Here is a 13,309-nt window from a genome sequence, read left to right on the forward strand (position 1 = left end):
GAATCTACTCATGGTTAAATCCTTATCAGTTATGGGGATAACAGATTCGGATTTTCCCATGAGTAGCATTACTGGCAGAGCCAACTTTTTGCTGACCACCTCCATAGGAGGTGGTGTTCATTCAGGTATAAAAAAACGGCGCCTCTGGCGCCGTTTTACGTTACTGCTGCGGGAATAGTTAATTATTCCTGCAGATCGCCACAGAAGCGGTAACCTTCACCGTGAATGGTAGCGATGATTTCCGGCGTATCCGGAGTAGATTCAAAATGCTTACGAATGCGACGGATGGTCACGTCTACGGTACGGTCGTGCGGCTTAAGCTCACGGCCGGTCATTTTCTTCAGCAGTTCAGCGCGTGACTGGATTTTGCCCGGGTTTTCGCAGAAGTGCAGCATTGCGCGGAATTCACTGCGCGGCAGCTTGTACTGCTCACCGTTCGGGCTGACCAGAGAACGGCTGTTGATATCCAGTTCCCAGCCGTTGAACTTGTAGCTTTCTACGCTGCGACGCTCTTCGCTAACGGTACCGAGATTCATGGTACGTGAGAGCAGGTTGCGCGCGCGAATAGTCAGTTCACGTGGGTTGAATGGCTTGGTGATATAGTCATCTGCGCCAATTTCGAGGCCCAAAATCTTATCAACTTCATTATCGCGGCCGGTAAGGAACATCAGCGCGACGTCCGCCTGTTCGCGCAGTTCACGCGCCAGCAGGAGACCATTTTTACCCGGCAGGTTAATATCCATGATTACCAGGTTGATATCATTTTCAGACAGGATCTGATGCATTTCCGCGCCATCGGTCGCTTCGAACACATCATAACCTTCTGCTTCGAAAATACTTTTTAACGTGTTGCGTGTTACCAACTCGTCTTCAACGATAAGAATGTGCGGGGTCTGCATGTTTGCTACCTAAATTGCCAACTAAATCGAAACAGGAAGTACCAAAGTCCCTGACCTGCCTGGTACATGTCGCAAATTAACATGTCCGGCGTAACATGACTAAAGTACGTAATTGCGTTCTTGATGCACTTTCCATCAACGTCAACAACATCATTAGCTTGGTCGTGGGTACTTTCCCTCTGGACCCGACGGTGTCAAAAACGGCTGTCATCCTAACCATTTTAACAGCAATATAACAGGCTAAGAGAGGCTGAACACCCAATAAAACTACGCTTCGTTGACATATATCAAGTTCAATTGTAGCACGTTAACAGTCTTGTGAAATCATCGTATTGAAATGCTATTTGTAGTTACAAATCTTACGCAGCTCAAATGGTTGCGTGGGGAAACTGATAAATATGCTGAATCCAATGCCTGAAACGGTATCCGAAGCGAAATATCATTGGCAAACATATGGATAAAAGCGTTCTGTTAACATACCTCGTGTCGCGGTTAGTTGGAAATAGTTTAGTTTTTTTTATGGGTGATCGAACGCAATTTTAGTGATATTTGTTGCAAATTTGTAAATTTTCGCCGCGTAAAATGAGGGGTAACTTTCATTTTCGCCCCCTGAGAGAGTAGAAGAGAACCACAATGCGCGTATCTATTGTATTAGTATCCCCGGCTCGGGCAGAAAACGTTGGCGCGGCCGCGCGAGCGATGAAAACGATGGGTTTTAGCGATCTGCGGATCGTCGAAAGCGATGCCCATTTGCAGCCTGCCGCGCGCTGGGTCGCCCATGGATCCGGAGATATTCTCGATAATATAAGCACTTATTCAACGCTGGAGCAGGCGCTGTACGATGTCGATTTTACGGTCGCCACCACGGCCCGCAGCCGGGCGCGCTTCCACTACTACGCCACCCCGCAGCAGCTCCTGCCGCTGATGGAGGAAAAGGCGCAGTGGATGAACCACGCGGCGCTGGTGTTTGGTCGGGAAGATTCCGGCCTGACCAACGAGGAGCTGGCCCTTGCCGACGTGTTGACCGGCGTGCCGATGGTCGCCGACTATCCGTCGCTCAACCTCGGCCAGTCGGTGATGGTTTACTGCTATCAGCTGACCTCGCTGGTTCAGCAGGCGTCGGCCGTTTGCGCCAGCGTCGATGAAAACCAGCTGCAGGCGCTGCGTTTGCGAACCCTCGAATTGTTGACCCGGCTTGGCGTCGCTGAAGACGTCAAACTCACCGACTGGCTACAGCAGCGGATTGGACTTTTGCAGCAGCGAGATACGGCAATGCTCCATCGTTTGCTGCACGATATTGAAAAAAACCTACAGGAGTAAAGTTCTGCCATAAGTTTTATGTATGGTTTTTTATGCTGATTGATGGCGTGAGACTGCGTGAACAGGGATGAATGACCGGTGCATTCTGGCGCATTGCCCAGGTGCGTCAAAACCGGCGAAAAACAGAAATTCATTGACTTAACTCGGCAGATACTTTAACCAATATAGGCACAGGACACAGACAGATAAAAATTACAGAGTACACAACATCCATGAAACGCATCGGCATGATTACAACGATTATCACCACCACTATTACCACAGGTAACGGTGCGGGCTGACGCGTACAGGAAACACAGAAAAAAGCCCGCACCTGAACAGTGCGGGCTTTTTTTTCGACAAAAAATCTAGGGGTAACAACCATGCGCGTGTTGAAGTTCGGCGGTACATCAGTGGCAAATGCAGAACGTTTTCTGCGTGTTGCCGATATTCTGGAGAGCAATGCCAGGCAGGGGCAGGTAGCGACCGTACTGTCTGCCCCGGCGAAAATTACCAACCATCTGGTCGCGATGATTGAAAAAACCATCGGCGGCCAGGATGCGCTCACCAATATCGCTGACGCTGAACGCATTTTTGCTGAACTGCTGCAGGGTCTCGCCGATGCTCAGCCGGGCTTTGCGCTGGCGCAGCTGAAAACCTTCGTCGAGCAGGAGTTTTCCCAGATAAAGCACGTGCTGCACGGCATCAGCCTGCTTGGTCAGTGCCCGGATAGCGTTAACGCTGCGCTGATTTGCCGCGGAGAGAAGCTCTCCATCGCGATCATGGCCGGCCTTCTTGAAGCGCGTGGCCATAAGGTCAGCGTGATTAACCCCGTCGAAAAACTGCTGGCCGTGGGCCACTACCTCGAATCCACCGTCGATATTACCGAATCAACCCGCCGCATTGCCGCCAGCCAGATCCCAGCGGACCATATGGTGCTGATGGCCGGTTTTACTGCCGGTAACGAAAAGGGCGAGCTGGTGGTTCTGGGCCGTAACGGCTCCGACTATTCTGCCGCCGTACTCGCCGCCTGCCTGCGCGCCGACTGTTGTGAAATCTGGACTGACGTCGACGGCGTTTACACCTGCGATCCGCGTCAGGTACCGGACGCCCGGCTGCTGAAGTCGATGTCCTATCAGGAAGCGATGGAGCTCTCCTACTTTGGCGCTAAGGTTCTGCACCCGCGCACCATTGCGCCTATCGCTCAGTTCCAGATCCCTTGCCTGATCAAAAATACCGGCAATCCGCAGGCGCCAGGTACGCTTATCGGCGCCAGCCTTGATGAAGACGGCCTACCGGTTAAGGGGATCTCCAACCTCAATAATATGGCGATGTTCAACGTCTCCGGTCCGGGGATGAAGGGAATGGTCGGCATGGCCGCTCGCGTTTTCGCCACCATGTCCCGCGCAGGCATTTCGGTGGTCCTGATCACCCAGTCCTCTTCTGAGTACAGCATCAGCTTCTGCGTGCCGCAAAGCGACTGCGCCCGGGCAAAACGGGTGATGGAAGAGGAGTTCTATCTGGAGCTGAAAGAGGGACAGCTGGAGCCGCTCTCCATCATGGATCGCCTGGCAATCATTTCCGTCGTCGGCGACGGTATGCGCACCCTGCGCGGTATTTCGGCCAAGTTCTTCGCGGCGCTGGCGCGCGCCAATATCAATATCGTGGCGATTGCCCAGGGCTCTTCCGAACGCTCTATCTCCGTAGTGGTCAGCAATGATGACGCCACCACCGGGGTACGCGTCACCCACCAGATGCTGTTCAACACCGACCAGGTCATCGAGGTGTTTGTTATCGGCGTTGGCGGCGTTGGTGGCGCGCTGATTGAGCAAATCAAGCGTCAGCAGGGCTGGCTGAAGAACAAGCATATCGACCTGCGCGTGTGCGGCGTCGCCAATTCCCAGGCTCTGCTGACCAGCGTCCACGGTCTGAATCTGGAAAACTGGCGCGCTGAGCTGGCCGAAGCGAAAGAGTCGCTTAATCTGGGCCGCCTGATCCGCCTGGTGAAAGAGTATCATCTGCTGAACCCGGTGATCGTTGACTGTACCTCGAGCCAGGCGGTCGCCGATCAGTACGCCGATTTCCTGCGCGAAGGTTTCCACGTGGTGACGCCGAACAAAAAGGCCAACACCTCATCGCTGGATTACTACCATCAGCTGCGTCACGCGGCGAGCAGTTCCCGACGCAAATTCCTCTACGACACTAACGTCGGTGCCGGTCTGCCGGTTATCGAGAACCTGCAGAACCTGCTCAACGCCGGTGACGAACTGCTGCACTTCTCCGGTATCCTCTCCGGCTCGCTGTCGTTTATCTTCGGTAAGCTGGACGAGGGGATGACGCTGTCCGCTGCGACGACGCTGGCACGAGATATGGGCTATACCGAACCGGATCCGCGCGACGATCTTTCCGGCGTCGACGTTGCCCGCAAGCTGCTGATCCTGGCCCGTGAGACCGGTCGTGAGCTGGAGCTGTCGGACATTATCGTTGAGTCGGCCCTGCCTGAAGCGTTTGATGCCAGCGGCGACGTTGAGAGCTTTATAGCGCGCCTGCCAGCGCTGGATAACGAATTCGCTTCGCGGGTGGCGAAAGCGCGCGATGAAGGTAAAGTCTTGCGTTACGTCGGTAACATCGAAGAGGATGGAACCTGCCGCGTGAAAATTGCCGCGGTTGACGGAAACGATCCGCTGTTTAAAGTCAAAAACGGTGAGAACGCGCTGGCCTTTTACAGCCACTATTATCAGCCGCTGCCGCTGGTGCTGCGCGGCTATGGCGCGGGTAACGATGTGACCGCGGCCGGCGTATTCGCCGACCTGCTGCGTACCCTGTCATGGAAGTTAGGAGTTTAAGATGGTCAAAGTATATGCCCCGGCTTCCAGTGCCAATATGAGCGTCGGGTTTGATGTCCTGGGCGCGGCGGTGACGCCGGTTGACGGTACGCTGCTGGGGGACAACGTCTCGGTTGAGGCGGCCGCAAGCTTCAGCCTGCAAAACGTCGGTCGCTTTGCCAGCAAGCTGCCGGCGGCGGCGCAGGAGAATATCGTTTATCAGTGCTGGGAGCGTTTTTGCGAAGAGATTGGCAGAAAGGTTCCGGTGGCGATGGTGCTGGAAAAAAATATGCCGATTGGCTCCGGCCTCGGCTCCAGCGCCTGTTCAGTGGTAGCGGCGCTGGTGGCGATGAATGAATTCTGCGGCAAGCCGCTGAACGAAACGCGGATGCTGGCGCTGATGGGCGAGATGGAAGGGCGCATCTCCGGCAGTATCCACTACGACAACGTCGCCCCGTGCTATCTGGGCGGCATGCAGCTGATGATCGAAGAGAACGACATCATCAGCCAGCAGGTACCCGGCTTTGACGAATGGCTGTGGGTGCTGGCGTACCCTGGAATTAAAGTTTCGACGGCGGAAGCGCGCGCCATCCTGCCGGCCCAGTATCGTCGGCAGGATTGTATTGCGCACGGCCGCCACCTGGCGGGCTTTATTCACGCCTGCTATACCCGCCAGCCGCAGCTGGCAGCGAAATTGATGAAAGATGTGATTGCCGAGCCCTATCGCACCAAACTGCTGCCAGGCTTCAACGAAGCGCGGCAGGCGGCGATGGAGATTGGCGCGCAGGCCTGCGGGATCTCTGGCTCTGGCCCGACGCTGTTTGCGCTGTGCGATAAGCCGGAAACCGCGCAGCGTGTCGCCGACTGGCTGGGTACGCATTATCTGCAGAATCATGAAGGCTTTGTTCATATTTGCCGGCTGGACACGGCGGGCGCACGAGTAGTGGGATAACCAATGAAACTCTATAACTTAAAAGATCATAACGAACAGGTCAGCTTTGCGCAGGCCGTCACGCAGGGGCTTGGCAAGCATCAGGGGCTGTTCTTCCCGCACGATCTGCCGGAATTTAGCCTGACTGAAATTGATGACATGCTGGCGCTGGATTTTGTCGCCCGCAGCGCGAAGATCCTGTCGGCATTTATTGCCGAAGAGATCCCGCAGGCGGTCCTGCAGGAGCGCATTGGCGCGGCCTTCACCTTCCCGGCTCCGGTCAGCAAGGTGCAGGATGATGTCGGCTGCCTCGAGCTGTTCCACGGCCCGACGCTGGCGTTTAAAGACTTCGGCGGCCGCTTCATGGCCCAGATGCTGACCCATATCGCGGGCGACAAGCCGGTGACTATCCTGACGGCGACCTCCGGCGATACCGGCGCGGCGGTAGCCCACGCGTTCTACGGTCTGCCAAACGTGAAGGTGGTGATTCTCTATCCGCGCGGCAAGATTAGCCCGCTGCAGGAGAAGCTGTTCTGCACCCTGGGTGGCAACATTGAAACCGTGGCTATCGACGGCGACTTCGACGCCTGCCAGGCGCTGGTTAAACAGGCCTTCGACGACGAAGAGCTGAAAGTCGCGCTGGGCCTGAACTCTGCGAACTCGATTAACATCAGCCGTCTTCTGGCGCAGATTTGCTACTACTTTGAAGCGGTCGCGCAACTGCCTCAGGAAGCGCGTAATCAGCTGGTGATTTCGGTGCCAAGCGGCAACTTCGGCGACCTCACCGCCGGCCTGCTGGCGAAGTCTTTGGGCCTGCCGGTTAAGCGCTTTATCGCCGCCACCAACGCCAACGATACCGTGCCTCGCTTCCTGCAGGATGGCAACTGGGCGCCGAAGGTCACCCAGGCGACACTGTCCAACGCGATGGATGTCAGCCAGCCTAACAACTGGCCGCGCGTGGAAGAGCTGTTCCGCCGTAAAACCTGGCGTCTGAACGAGCTGGGCTACGCGGCCGTAGACGACGAGACGACCAAAGAGGCGATGCGCGAGCTGAAAGCCATCGGCTACACCTCGGAGCCGCATGCGGCCATCGCCTGGCGCGCGCTGCGCGACCAGCTGCAGCCGGGGGAATACGGCCTGTTCCTCGGTACCGCGCATCCGGCGAAGTTCAAGGAGAGCGTTGAAGAGATCCTGCAGGAGACGCTGCCGCTGCCGAAAGAGCTGGCGGACCGCGCCGACCTGCCGCTGCTGTCGCATAACCTGCCTGCGGACTATGCGGCGCTGCGCGAGCTGATGATGGCGAAAGCGTAACGACGGTAACGGACGACTTTTATGACGTAAACCGGGCGGATGCCCGGTTTTTTTACGCCCAAAAAAGGAGAAATTATGCATGAATTATCAATAAATGCCGGGGGCTGAAGAATAGGATTGCGGAGAATAACAAGCGCCGTTGCGCAGGGCTAACCTTGGGCTATCGACCCATTGCGGGTACTGTTAACAAAGGGGAAACCTATGTCAAAGCTGAAATCTGTGATCCTTGCGCTTTCGATGCTGCTGGTGGCTCCTGCGGCCGTCCACGCCGCTGAAATTACGCTGGTTCCGGCCATAAAACTGCAGATCGGCGATCGCGATAACTCCGGCAACTATTGGGACGGCGGCCACTGGCGCGATCGCGAGTGGTGGGGACACCATTACGACTGGCGCGACAACCGCTGGCATCCGCATGACGATCGTCGTTATCACCCGCGCGAACGCCATGACGACGATCGCGATCGCGGTCCGGATCGCGGCTGGCACCACCGCTAAGCGACGCTCCCGGCCGGCAGGTTGGCGGCCGGGAAGCGGGTTAGCGTTCGTGGCGTTTAAAGACCATTTCGCCTTTATCGGAAGCATCGGCGTCGAAGAAGTATCCGTCGCTGTCGAAGCGCGTGAGCTGCTCCGGCTGGGTTAAGCGGTTCTCAATGATATAGCGGCTCATCAAGCCGCGCGCTTTCTTGGCGTAGAAGCTGATCACTTTGAACTTGCCGTTTTTCTCATCGAGGAACACCGGCTTAATAATCTGCCCCTGCAGCCGCTTCGTCTTGACCGACCGGAAGTATTCGTCGGAGGCGAGATTAATCACCACGTCGTCACCCTGGGCTTTCAGCGCCTGATTCAGCGTATCGGTAATCGTCTCATCCCAGAAGTGGTAGAGATCTTTGCCCTTCGCGTTTTCTAGCTTAATTCCCATTTCCAGACGATAGGGCTGCATCAGATCCAGCGGGCGCAGCACGCCGTACAGGCCGGAGAGCATACGCAGGTGCTGCTGGGCGAAATCGAAATCCGCCTCGTCGAAGGTTTCCGCCTGCAGCCCGGTGTAGACGTCGCCCTTAAAGGCCAGAATGGCCTGGCGGGCGTTTTTTGGCGTGAATTCGGGATGCCAGTCGTGAAAACGGGTGGCGTTCAGATCCGCCAGCTTATCGCTGATGCCCATCAGCTTGCCTATCTGCGGTGCTGAAAGCTGGCGCGCCACGCCGATAAGCTGTTGGGAATACTCCAGTAGCTCGGGCTGGGTGTAGCGCGTCGTCGCCAGCGGGCTTTGATAATCGAGCGTCTTAGCAGGTGAAATCAGAATCAGCATATCCAGTCCTTGCAGGAGATTTTCGGCGATTTTACCAAAAAAAGACCGCGGAGGGATCGATAGCTGCGATTGTTGCGCTATTTGCGCGGCGGCCCGTCCCAGGTTCCCGGCGCCAGCTGCTGGCGAATTTCCGGATAGCGCGTGGCGTCAAACGTGGGCTGCACGCCCAGTCGTCGCTGGTGGAGATAATCGCTGGCAAGCAGGCGTACCGTGGGTGACAGCAGGAGGATGGCCGTCAGGTTGGTAATGGCCATCAGCGCCATAATAATATCCGCCAGCCGCCAGACGACCGGGAGGCTCATCATCGTTCCCGTTAAGACCATCAGGATGGTGATAATCCGCAGCGCCCAGATGCAGCGGGGGCTATTAAAGCGCAGAAAAATCAGGTTATTTTCAGCATAAATGTAGTTCGCCACGATGGAGCTAAAGGCAAAGAGCAGCACGATGACGGCGACAAAGCCGGCGCCCCAGCCGCCGACAAGCCCGCTCATTGCATGCTGAATGGCCTGAATGCCGTTAGCGGCATCCTCTCCTCCGCGTGCTCGCGGTGCCAGCATGATAATCACCGCGCTGGCGGTGCAGATAACAACGGTATCAATAAAAACGCCAATCATCTGGACGATCCCATGAGCCGCCGGGTGCGGAGGCCAGGAGGCTGCGGCGGCTGCGGCGTTAGGCGTTGAGCCCATTCCCGCTTCGTTAGAGAACATTCCGCGCTGAAAACCGCTGGTTAGCACCTGGCTGATGGTATAGCCCACCGCGCCGGCGGCGGCTTCCTGCCAGCCGAACGCGCAGCGGAAAATGGTGTTAAAAATTGCCGGCAGGGCGGTGATATGCCACAGGCCGATGAGCAGGCTGGCGGCGACCCACAGCCCTGCCATCAGCGGGACGAACCATTGCAGGATCTTTGCCACGTTGCGCAAGCCGCGAACGATAACCAACAGGGTGAGCACCGCCAGCACGCCGCCGGTGATAACGCCGGGCAGATCGAAGGCATAGGTCATCGCATGAGCCACCGAGTTGGCCTGAACGGTGTTAAAAATAACGCCATAGGCGAGCAGCAGCAGGATTGAAAACAGCACGCCCATCCAGCGCATCCCTAAGCCTCGGGACATATACCACGCGGGACCGCCGCGAAATTGCCCCTGCGCATCGCGTTCTTTGTAGAGCTGGGCAAGGGAGCATTCGGCGAAGCTGCAGGCCATCCCGAGCAGCGCAGAGACCCACATCCAGAATACGGCGCCCGGCCCGCCGGCGGCGATAGCCAGCGCCACGCCGGCCAGGTTGCCGCTCCCGACGCGGGCGGCCAGGCTGGTGCACAGGGCCTGAAAAGAGGTTAAGCCGTCGGGCTGGGGCAGGAGGCTTTTGCGCAAACTTTTCCCAAACTGGCTAACATAACGGAACTGAATACATTTCGTCCGCCAGGTAAACCATACGCCGGCACCCAGTAATAGATAAATCATTACTGAACCCCAGAGTATTTCATTGATAAATGAGAAAAAGTCAGGCATTAAGCATCCTCTTGTCCATGTTGGTAAGCTAGTGTAAGCGTTACCATTTTAGTGACAATCCTTTAACATTCAGAGAATTAATTCGTTCAGTTTATCACACTCTGCGCTCTTGCATGGTCCGCAGTTGCGCTGACCCGGCAGCGTGTTATCATCTTGGCAGACCGGTTACATCCCCTTAACTGCTGTTTAAGAGAACACTATCATGACGGATAAATTGACTTCTCTGCGTCAGTACACCACTGTCGTAGCTGATACCGGAGATATTGCGGCAATGAAGCTGTATCAGCCTCAGGACGCCACGACTAACCCTTCTTTGATTCTTGGCGCTGCTCAGATCCCTGAGTACCGTAAACTGATTGATGACGCTATCGTCTGGGCCCGCGCTCAGAGCAGCGATCGCGCGCAGCAGATTATCGATGCTTCCGATAAGCTGGCGGTGAACATTGGTCTCGAAATCCTTAAGCTGATTCCAGGCCGTATTTCTACCGAAGTTGATGCCCGTCTCTCCTATGACACCACGGCATCCATCGCTAAAGCTAAACGCATCATCAAGCTGTACAACGATGCGGGCATCGGCAACGATCGCATTCTGATCAAACTGGCTTCTACCTGGCAGGGTATCTGCGCCGCCGAGCAGCTGGAAAAAGAAGGCATCAACTGTAACCTGACCCTGCTGTTCTCCTTCGCTCAGGCTCGCGCCTGTGCGGAAGCGGGCGTATTCCTGATTTCTCCGTTCGTAGGCCGTATCCTCGACTGGTACAAAGCGAACACGGATAAGAAAGAGTATGCGCCGGCGGAAGATCCGGGCGTGGTTTCCGTCAGCGAAATCTACGAATACTACAAGCAGCACGGCTATGAAACCGTCGTAATGGGCGCAAGCTTCCGTAACGTCGGCGAAATCCTCGAGCTGGCCGGCTGTGACCGTCTGACCATCGCGCCGGCGCTGCTGAAAGAGCTGGCCGAAAGCGAAGGTGCTATCGAACGTAAGCTGACCTTCAGCGGCGAAGTGAAAGCCCGTCCGGAACGCATCACCGAATCTCAGTTCCTGTGGCAGCACAACCAGGATCCGATGGCGGTAGATAAACTGGCGGAAGGCATTCGTAAGTTTGCTATCGACCAGGAAAAACTGGAAAAAATGATCGGCGATCTGCTGTAATCATTGCGCGTGGCCGGGCTCCCGGTCACGCTACTTCTTTTGAGCCCTGTCTGTATCTCCTCCCAGCGTGTATTATTCCGTCTAACTGCACTATTTGAACGGAACAACGATGAATACCTTACGAATCGGCTTAGTTTCCATCTCCGATCGCGCCTCCAGCGGCGTTTATCAGGATAAAGGCATCCCGGCACTTGAAGAGTGGCTGGCGCGTGCGCTGACGACCCCTTTTGAGCTCCAGACTCGCTTGATCCCCGATGAGCAGGTGATTATCGAGCAAACGCTGTGCGAGCTGGTTGACGAAATGGGCTGCCATCTGGTGTTAACTACCGGCGGTACCGGCCCTGCGCGACGAGACGTGACGCCGGATGCGACGCTGGCAGTTGCCGATCGCGTCATGCCGGGCTTTGGCGAGCAGATGCGTCAGGTGAGCCTGCACTTCGTCCCGACGGCCATTCTCTCCCGCCAGGTTGGGGTGATCCGTAAGCAGGCGCTGATCCTCAATCTGCCCGGTCAGCCAAAGGCGATTCAGGAAACCCTTGAAGGGGTCAAAGCTGCCGATGGCCAGGTGCTGGTGCACGGCGTTTTTGCAAGTGTACCGTATTGTGTACAGCTGCTTGAGGGGCCTTATGTCGAGACTGCGCCGGACGTGGTAGCGGCTTTTCGCCCAAAAAGCGCGAGACGCGAAAGTTTATCCTGAATTTGATGCTTTCCTGACATAACCTGCAATCCTGGTGGTGTGCTGTTTTATTTACGATATAGTGTTTTTTACTTTACACGTTGCGTGATAACACCTACAAACCTCTGGATGAACAGCTCGTTATGTCACAACATACCCGACCTCTGAATCGACAAGACTATAAAACTCTGACGCTGGCCGCCCTTGGCGGGGCGCTGGAGTTTTACGACTTCATTATCTTCGTCTTCTTTGCCGCCGTTGTCGGTGAGCTCTTCTTCCCGGCCGATATTCCGGAGTGGCTGCGCCAGGTGCAGACCTTCGGCATTTTCGCCGCCGGCTATCTGGCGCGTCCTCTCGGCGGCATTATCATGGCCCACTTTGGCGATCTGGTCGGGCGCAAGAAAATGTTTACCTTGAGCATTTTACTGATGGCGCTGCCGACGCTGGCGATCGGACTGCTGCCGACCTATGAATCGATGGGGATCGTTGCTCCGCTGCTGCTGCTGCTGATGCGCGTGCTGCAGGGGGCGGCGATTGGGGGGGAAGTCCCCGGCGCCTGGGTGTTTGTTGCGGAGCACGTGCCGGAGAAAAAAATCGGTATCGCCTGCGGCACGCTGACGGCTGGCTTAACGGTGGGGATCCTGCTGGGGTCGGTGGTGGCGACGCTGATTAATACCAGCCTGACGCCGCAGGGCATCCACGACGGTGGCTGGCGTATTCCTTTCCTGCTGGGCGGCGTATTCGGCCTGGTGGCGATGTATTTACGTCGCTGGCTGCAGGAAACGCCGATATTCCTCGAGATGCAGCAGCGCAAAGCATTAGCCCAGGAGCTGCCGGTTAAATCGGTGGTGCTGAAGCATCAGAAGGCCGTCGTGGTTTCAATGCTGCTGACCTGGCTCTTATCCGCGGGCGTGGTGGTGGTCATTTTGATGTCGCCGGTGTGGCTGCAAAAGCATTACGGCTTTGCCCCAGCGGTGACTCTGCAGGCGAATAGTATTGCGACGATTATGCTGTGTGTCGGCTGCCTGCTGGCAGGCCTGGCGGCCGATCGCTTTGGCGCCAGCCGGACTTTTATCGTCGGCAGCCTTCTGCTGGCAGTCTCCAGCTGGGCGTTCTACCACCTTTCCGGCACTTCGCCTGAACAGCTTTTCCTGCTGTACGGCACCGTTGGGCTGTGCGTTGGAGTTGTCGGGGCGGTGCCTTACGTTATGGTTCGCGCCTTCCCGGCGGAGGTGCGTTTTACCGGTATTTCATTCTCGTACAACGTCTCCTACGCCATTTTCGGCGGTCTGACGCCGATTGCCGTCACGATGCTAATGGGCGTGTCGCCGATGGCTCCGGCGTGGTACGTGCTGGCGCTGTCGCTGATGGGGCTGGGGCTGGGGATTTGGC

Annotated in this window: 13 protein-coding genes and 1 other annotated feature; of the genes, 10 read left to right on the top strand and 3 right to left on the bottom strand. The window is 56.5% G+C overall.

Features of this window, described 5'->3' with window-relative positions:
* Nucleotides 1–182: 182 nt before the first annotated feature.
* The gene (arcA, locus tag GVK32_RS27680; protein ID WP_002887843.1) at nucleotides 183–899 is read right to left on the bottom strand and encodes a two-component system response regulator ArcA; all 717 of its coding nucleotides are present in this window, start codon (nucleotides 897–899) and stop codon (nucleotides 183–185) included.
* 95 nt (nucleotides 900–994) lie between these two features.
* Between arcA and yjjY the strand changes: the two genes are divergently transcribed.
* The 7 genes from yjjY (at nucleotide 995) to GVK32_RS27715 (ending at nucleotide 7,760) form a co-directional block, all read left to right on the top strand.
* Nucleotides 995–1,135 (top strand): protein YjjY, encoded by a 141-nt coding sequence (gene yjjY, locus GVK32_RS27685; protein ID WP_049268126.1) that lies wholly within the window; start codon nucleotides 995–997, stop codon nucleotides 1,133–1,135.
* Between the two features lie 397 nt (nucleotides 1,136–1,532).
* Nucleotides 1,533–2,219 (top strand): tRNA/rRNA methyltransferase, encoded by a 687-nt coding sequence (locus GVK32_RS27690; protein ID WP_159869854.1) that lies wholly within the window; start codon nucleotides 1,533–1,535, stop codon nucleotides 2,217–2,219.
* A gap of 212 nt (nucleotides 2,220–2,431) precedes the next feature.
* Complete coding sequence (thrL, locus tag GVK32_RS27695) at nucleotides 2,432–2,500, top strand: thr operon leader peptide (RefSeq protein ID WP_071845000.1); 69 nt, start codon at nucleotides 2,432–2,434, stop codon at nucleotides 2,498–2,500.
* Nucleotides 2,439–2,556, top strand: a sequence feature (Thr leader region). It overlaps the preceding gene by 62 nt.
* 25 nt (nucleotides 2,557–2,581) lie before the next feature.
* The gene (gene thrA, locus GVK32_RS27700; RefSeq protein WP_159869852.1) at nucleotides 2,582–5,044 is read left to right on the top strand and encodes a bifunctional aspartate kinase/homoserine dehydrogenase I; all 2,463 of its coding nucleotides are present in this window, start codon (nucleotides 2,582–2,584) and stop codon (nucleotides 5,042–5,044) included.
* 1 nt (nucleotide 5,045) lies between these two features.
* Entirely contained in the window at nucleotides 5,046–5,975 is a 930-nt protein-coding gene (gene thrB / locus GVK32_RS27705) for a homoserine kinase (RefSeq protein ID WP_159869850.1), read from the top strand.
* A 3-nt stretch (nucleotides 5,976–5,978) separates the two neighbouring features.
* Nucleotides 5,979–7,265, top strand: coding sequence for a threonine synthase (gene thrC / locus GVK32_RS27710; RefSeq protein ID WP_159869848.1), 1,287 nt, complete (start codon nucleotides 5,979–5,981; stop codon nucleotides 7,263–7,265).
* 201 nt (nucleotides 7,266–7,466) lie between these two features.
* Nucleotides 7,467–7,760 (top strand): DUF2502 domain-containing protein, encoded by a 294-nt coding sequence (locus tag GVK32_RS27715; RefSeq protein ID WP_159869846.1) that lies wholly within the window; start codon nucleotides 7,467–7,469, stop codon nucleotides 7,758–7,760.
* A 40-nt stretch (nucleotides 7,761–7,800) separates the two neighbouring features.
* Here GVK32_RS27715 and yaaA read toward each other — a convergent pair whose 3' ends face one another.
* Together yaaA and GVK32_RS27725 are read right to left on the bottom strand one after the other, a co-directional pair.
* The gene (gene yaaA / locus GVK32_RS27720) at nucleotides 7,801–8,574 is read right to left on the bottom strand and encodes a peroxide stress protein YaaA (protein WP_159869844.1); all 774 of its coding nucleotides are present in this window, start codon (nucleotides 8,572–8,574) and stop codon (nucleotides 7,801–7,803) included.
* Nucleotides 8,575–8,651: 77 nt separating this feature from the next.
* Nucleotides 8,652–10,085 carry a sodium:alanine symporter family protein gene (locus GVK32_RS27725; protein ID WP_159869842.1) on the bottom strand — a complete coding sequence of 478 codons (1,434 nt, stop codon included), beginning with the start codon at nucleotides 10,083–10,085 and terminating at the stop codon, nucleotides 8,652–8,654.
* A gap of 202 nt (nucleotides 10,086–10,287) precedes the next feature.
* Between GVK32_RS27725 and tal the strand changes: the two genes are divergently transcribed.
* The 3 genes from tal to GVK32_RS27740 form a co-directional block, all read left to right on the top strand.
* Nucleotides 10,288–11,241: a transaldolase gene (gene tal / locus GVK32_RS27730; RefSeq protein WP_123710163.1), complete on the top strand. Its 954-nt coding sequence runs from the start codon at nucleotides 10,288–10,290 to the stop codon at nucleotides 11,239–11,241.
* A gap of 109 nt (nucleotides 11,242–11,350) precedes the next feature.
* Complete coding sequence (gene mog / locus GVK32_RS27735) at nucleotides 11,351–11,938, top strand: molybdopterin adenylyltransferase (RefSeq protein ID WP_159869840.1); 588 nt, start codon at nucleotides 11,351–11,353, stop codon at nucleotides 11,936–11,938.
* A gap of 122 nt (nucleotides 11,939–12,060) precedes the next feature.
* Nucleotides 12,061–13,309: MFS transporter (locus tag GVK32_RS27740; RefSeq protein ID WP_159887072.1), on the top strand; the 1,249-nt coding region annotated here is incomplete at its 3' end.

It is taken from the genome of Klebsiella sp. 18074 (assembly GCF_902705905.1).
GTDB lineage: Bacteria > Pseudomonadota > Gammaproteobacteria > Enterobacterales > Enterobacteriaceae > Klebsiella > Klebsiella terrigena.

Coding starts and splice junctions, on each gene's coding strand:
- tal (WP_123710163.1), top strand. CDS start 10,288: ATGACGGATAAATTGACTTCTCTGCGTCAGTACACCACTGTCGTAGCT.
- arcA (WP_002887843.1), bottom strand. CDS start 899: ATGCAGACCCCGCACATTCTTATCGTTGAAGACGAGTTGGTAACACGC.
- GVK32_RS27715 (WP_159869846.1), top strand. CDS start 7,467: ATGTCAAAGCTGAAATCTGTGATCCTTGCGCTTTCGATGCTGCTGGTG.
- yaaA (WP_159869844.1), bottom strand. CDS start 8,574: ATGCTGATTCTGATTTCACCTGCTAAGACGCTCGATTATCAAAGCCCG.
- thrA (WP_159869852.1), top strand. CDS start 2,582: ATGCGCGTGTTGAAGTTCGGCGGTACATCAGTGGCAAATGCAGAACGT.
- GVK32_RS27725 (WP_159869842.1), bottom strand. CDS start 10,085: ATGCCTGACTTTTTCTCATTTATCAATGAAATACTCTGGGGTTCAGTA.
- mog (WP_159869840.1), top strand. CDS start 11,351: ATGAATACCTTACGAATCGGCTTAGTTTCCATCTCCGATCGCGCCTCC.
- yjjY (WP_049268126.1), top strand. CDS start 995: ATGACTAAAGTACGTAATTGCGTTCTTGATGCACTTTCCATCAACGTC.
- GVK32_RS27690 (WP_159869854.1), top strand. CDS start 1,533: ATGCGCGTATCTATTGTATTAGTATCCCCGGCTCGGGCAGAAAACGTT.
- thrB (WP_159869850.1), top strand. CDS start 5,046: ATGGTCAAAGTATATGCCCCGGCTTCCAGTGCCAATATGAGCGTCGGG.
- thrC (WP_159869848.1), top strand. CDS start 5,979: ATGAAACTCTATAACTTAAAAGATCATAACGAACAGGTCAGCTTTGCG.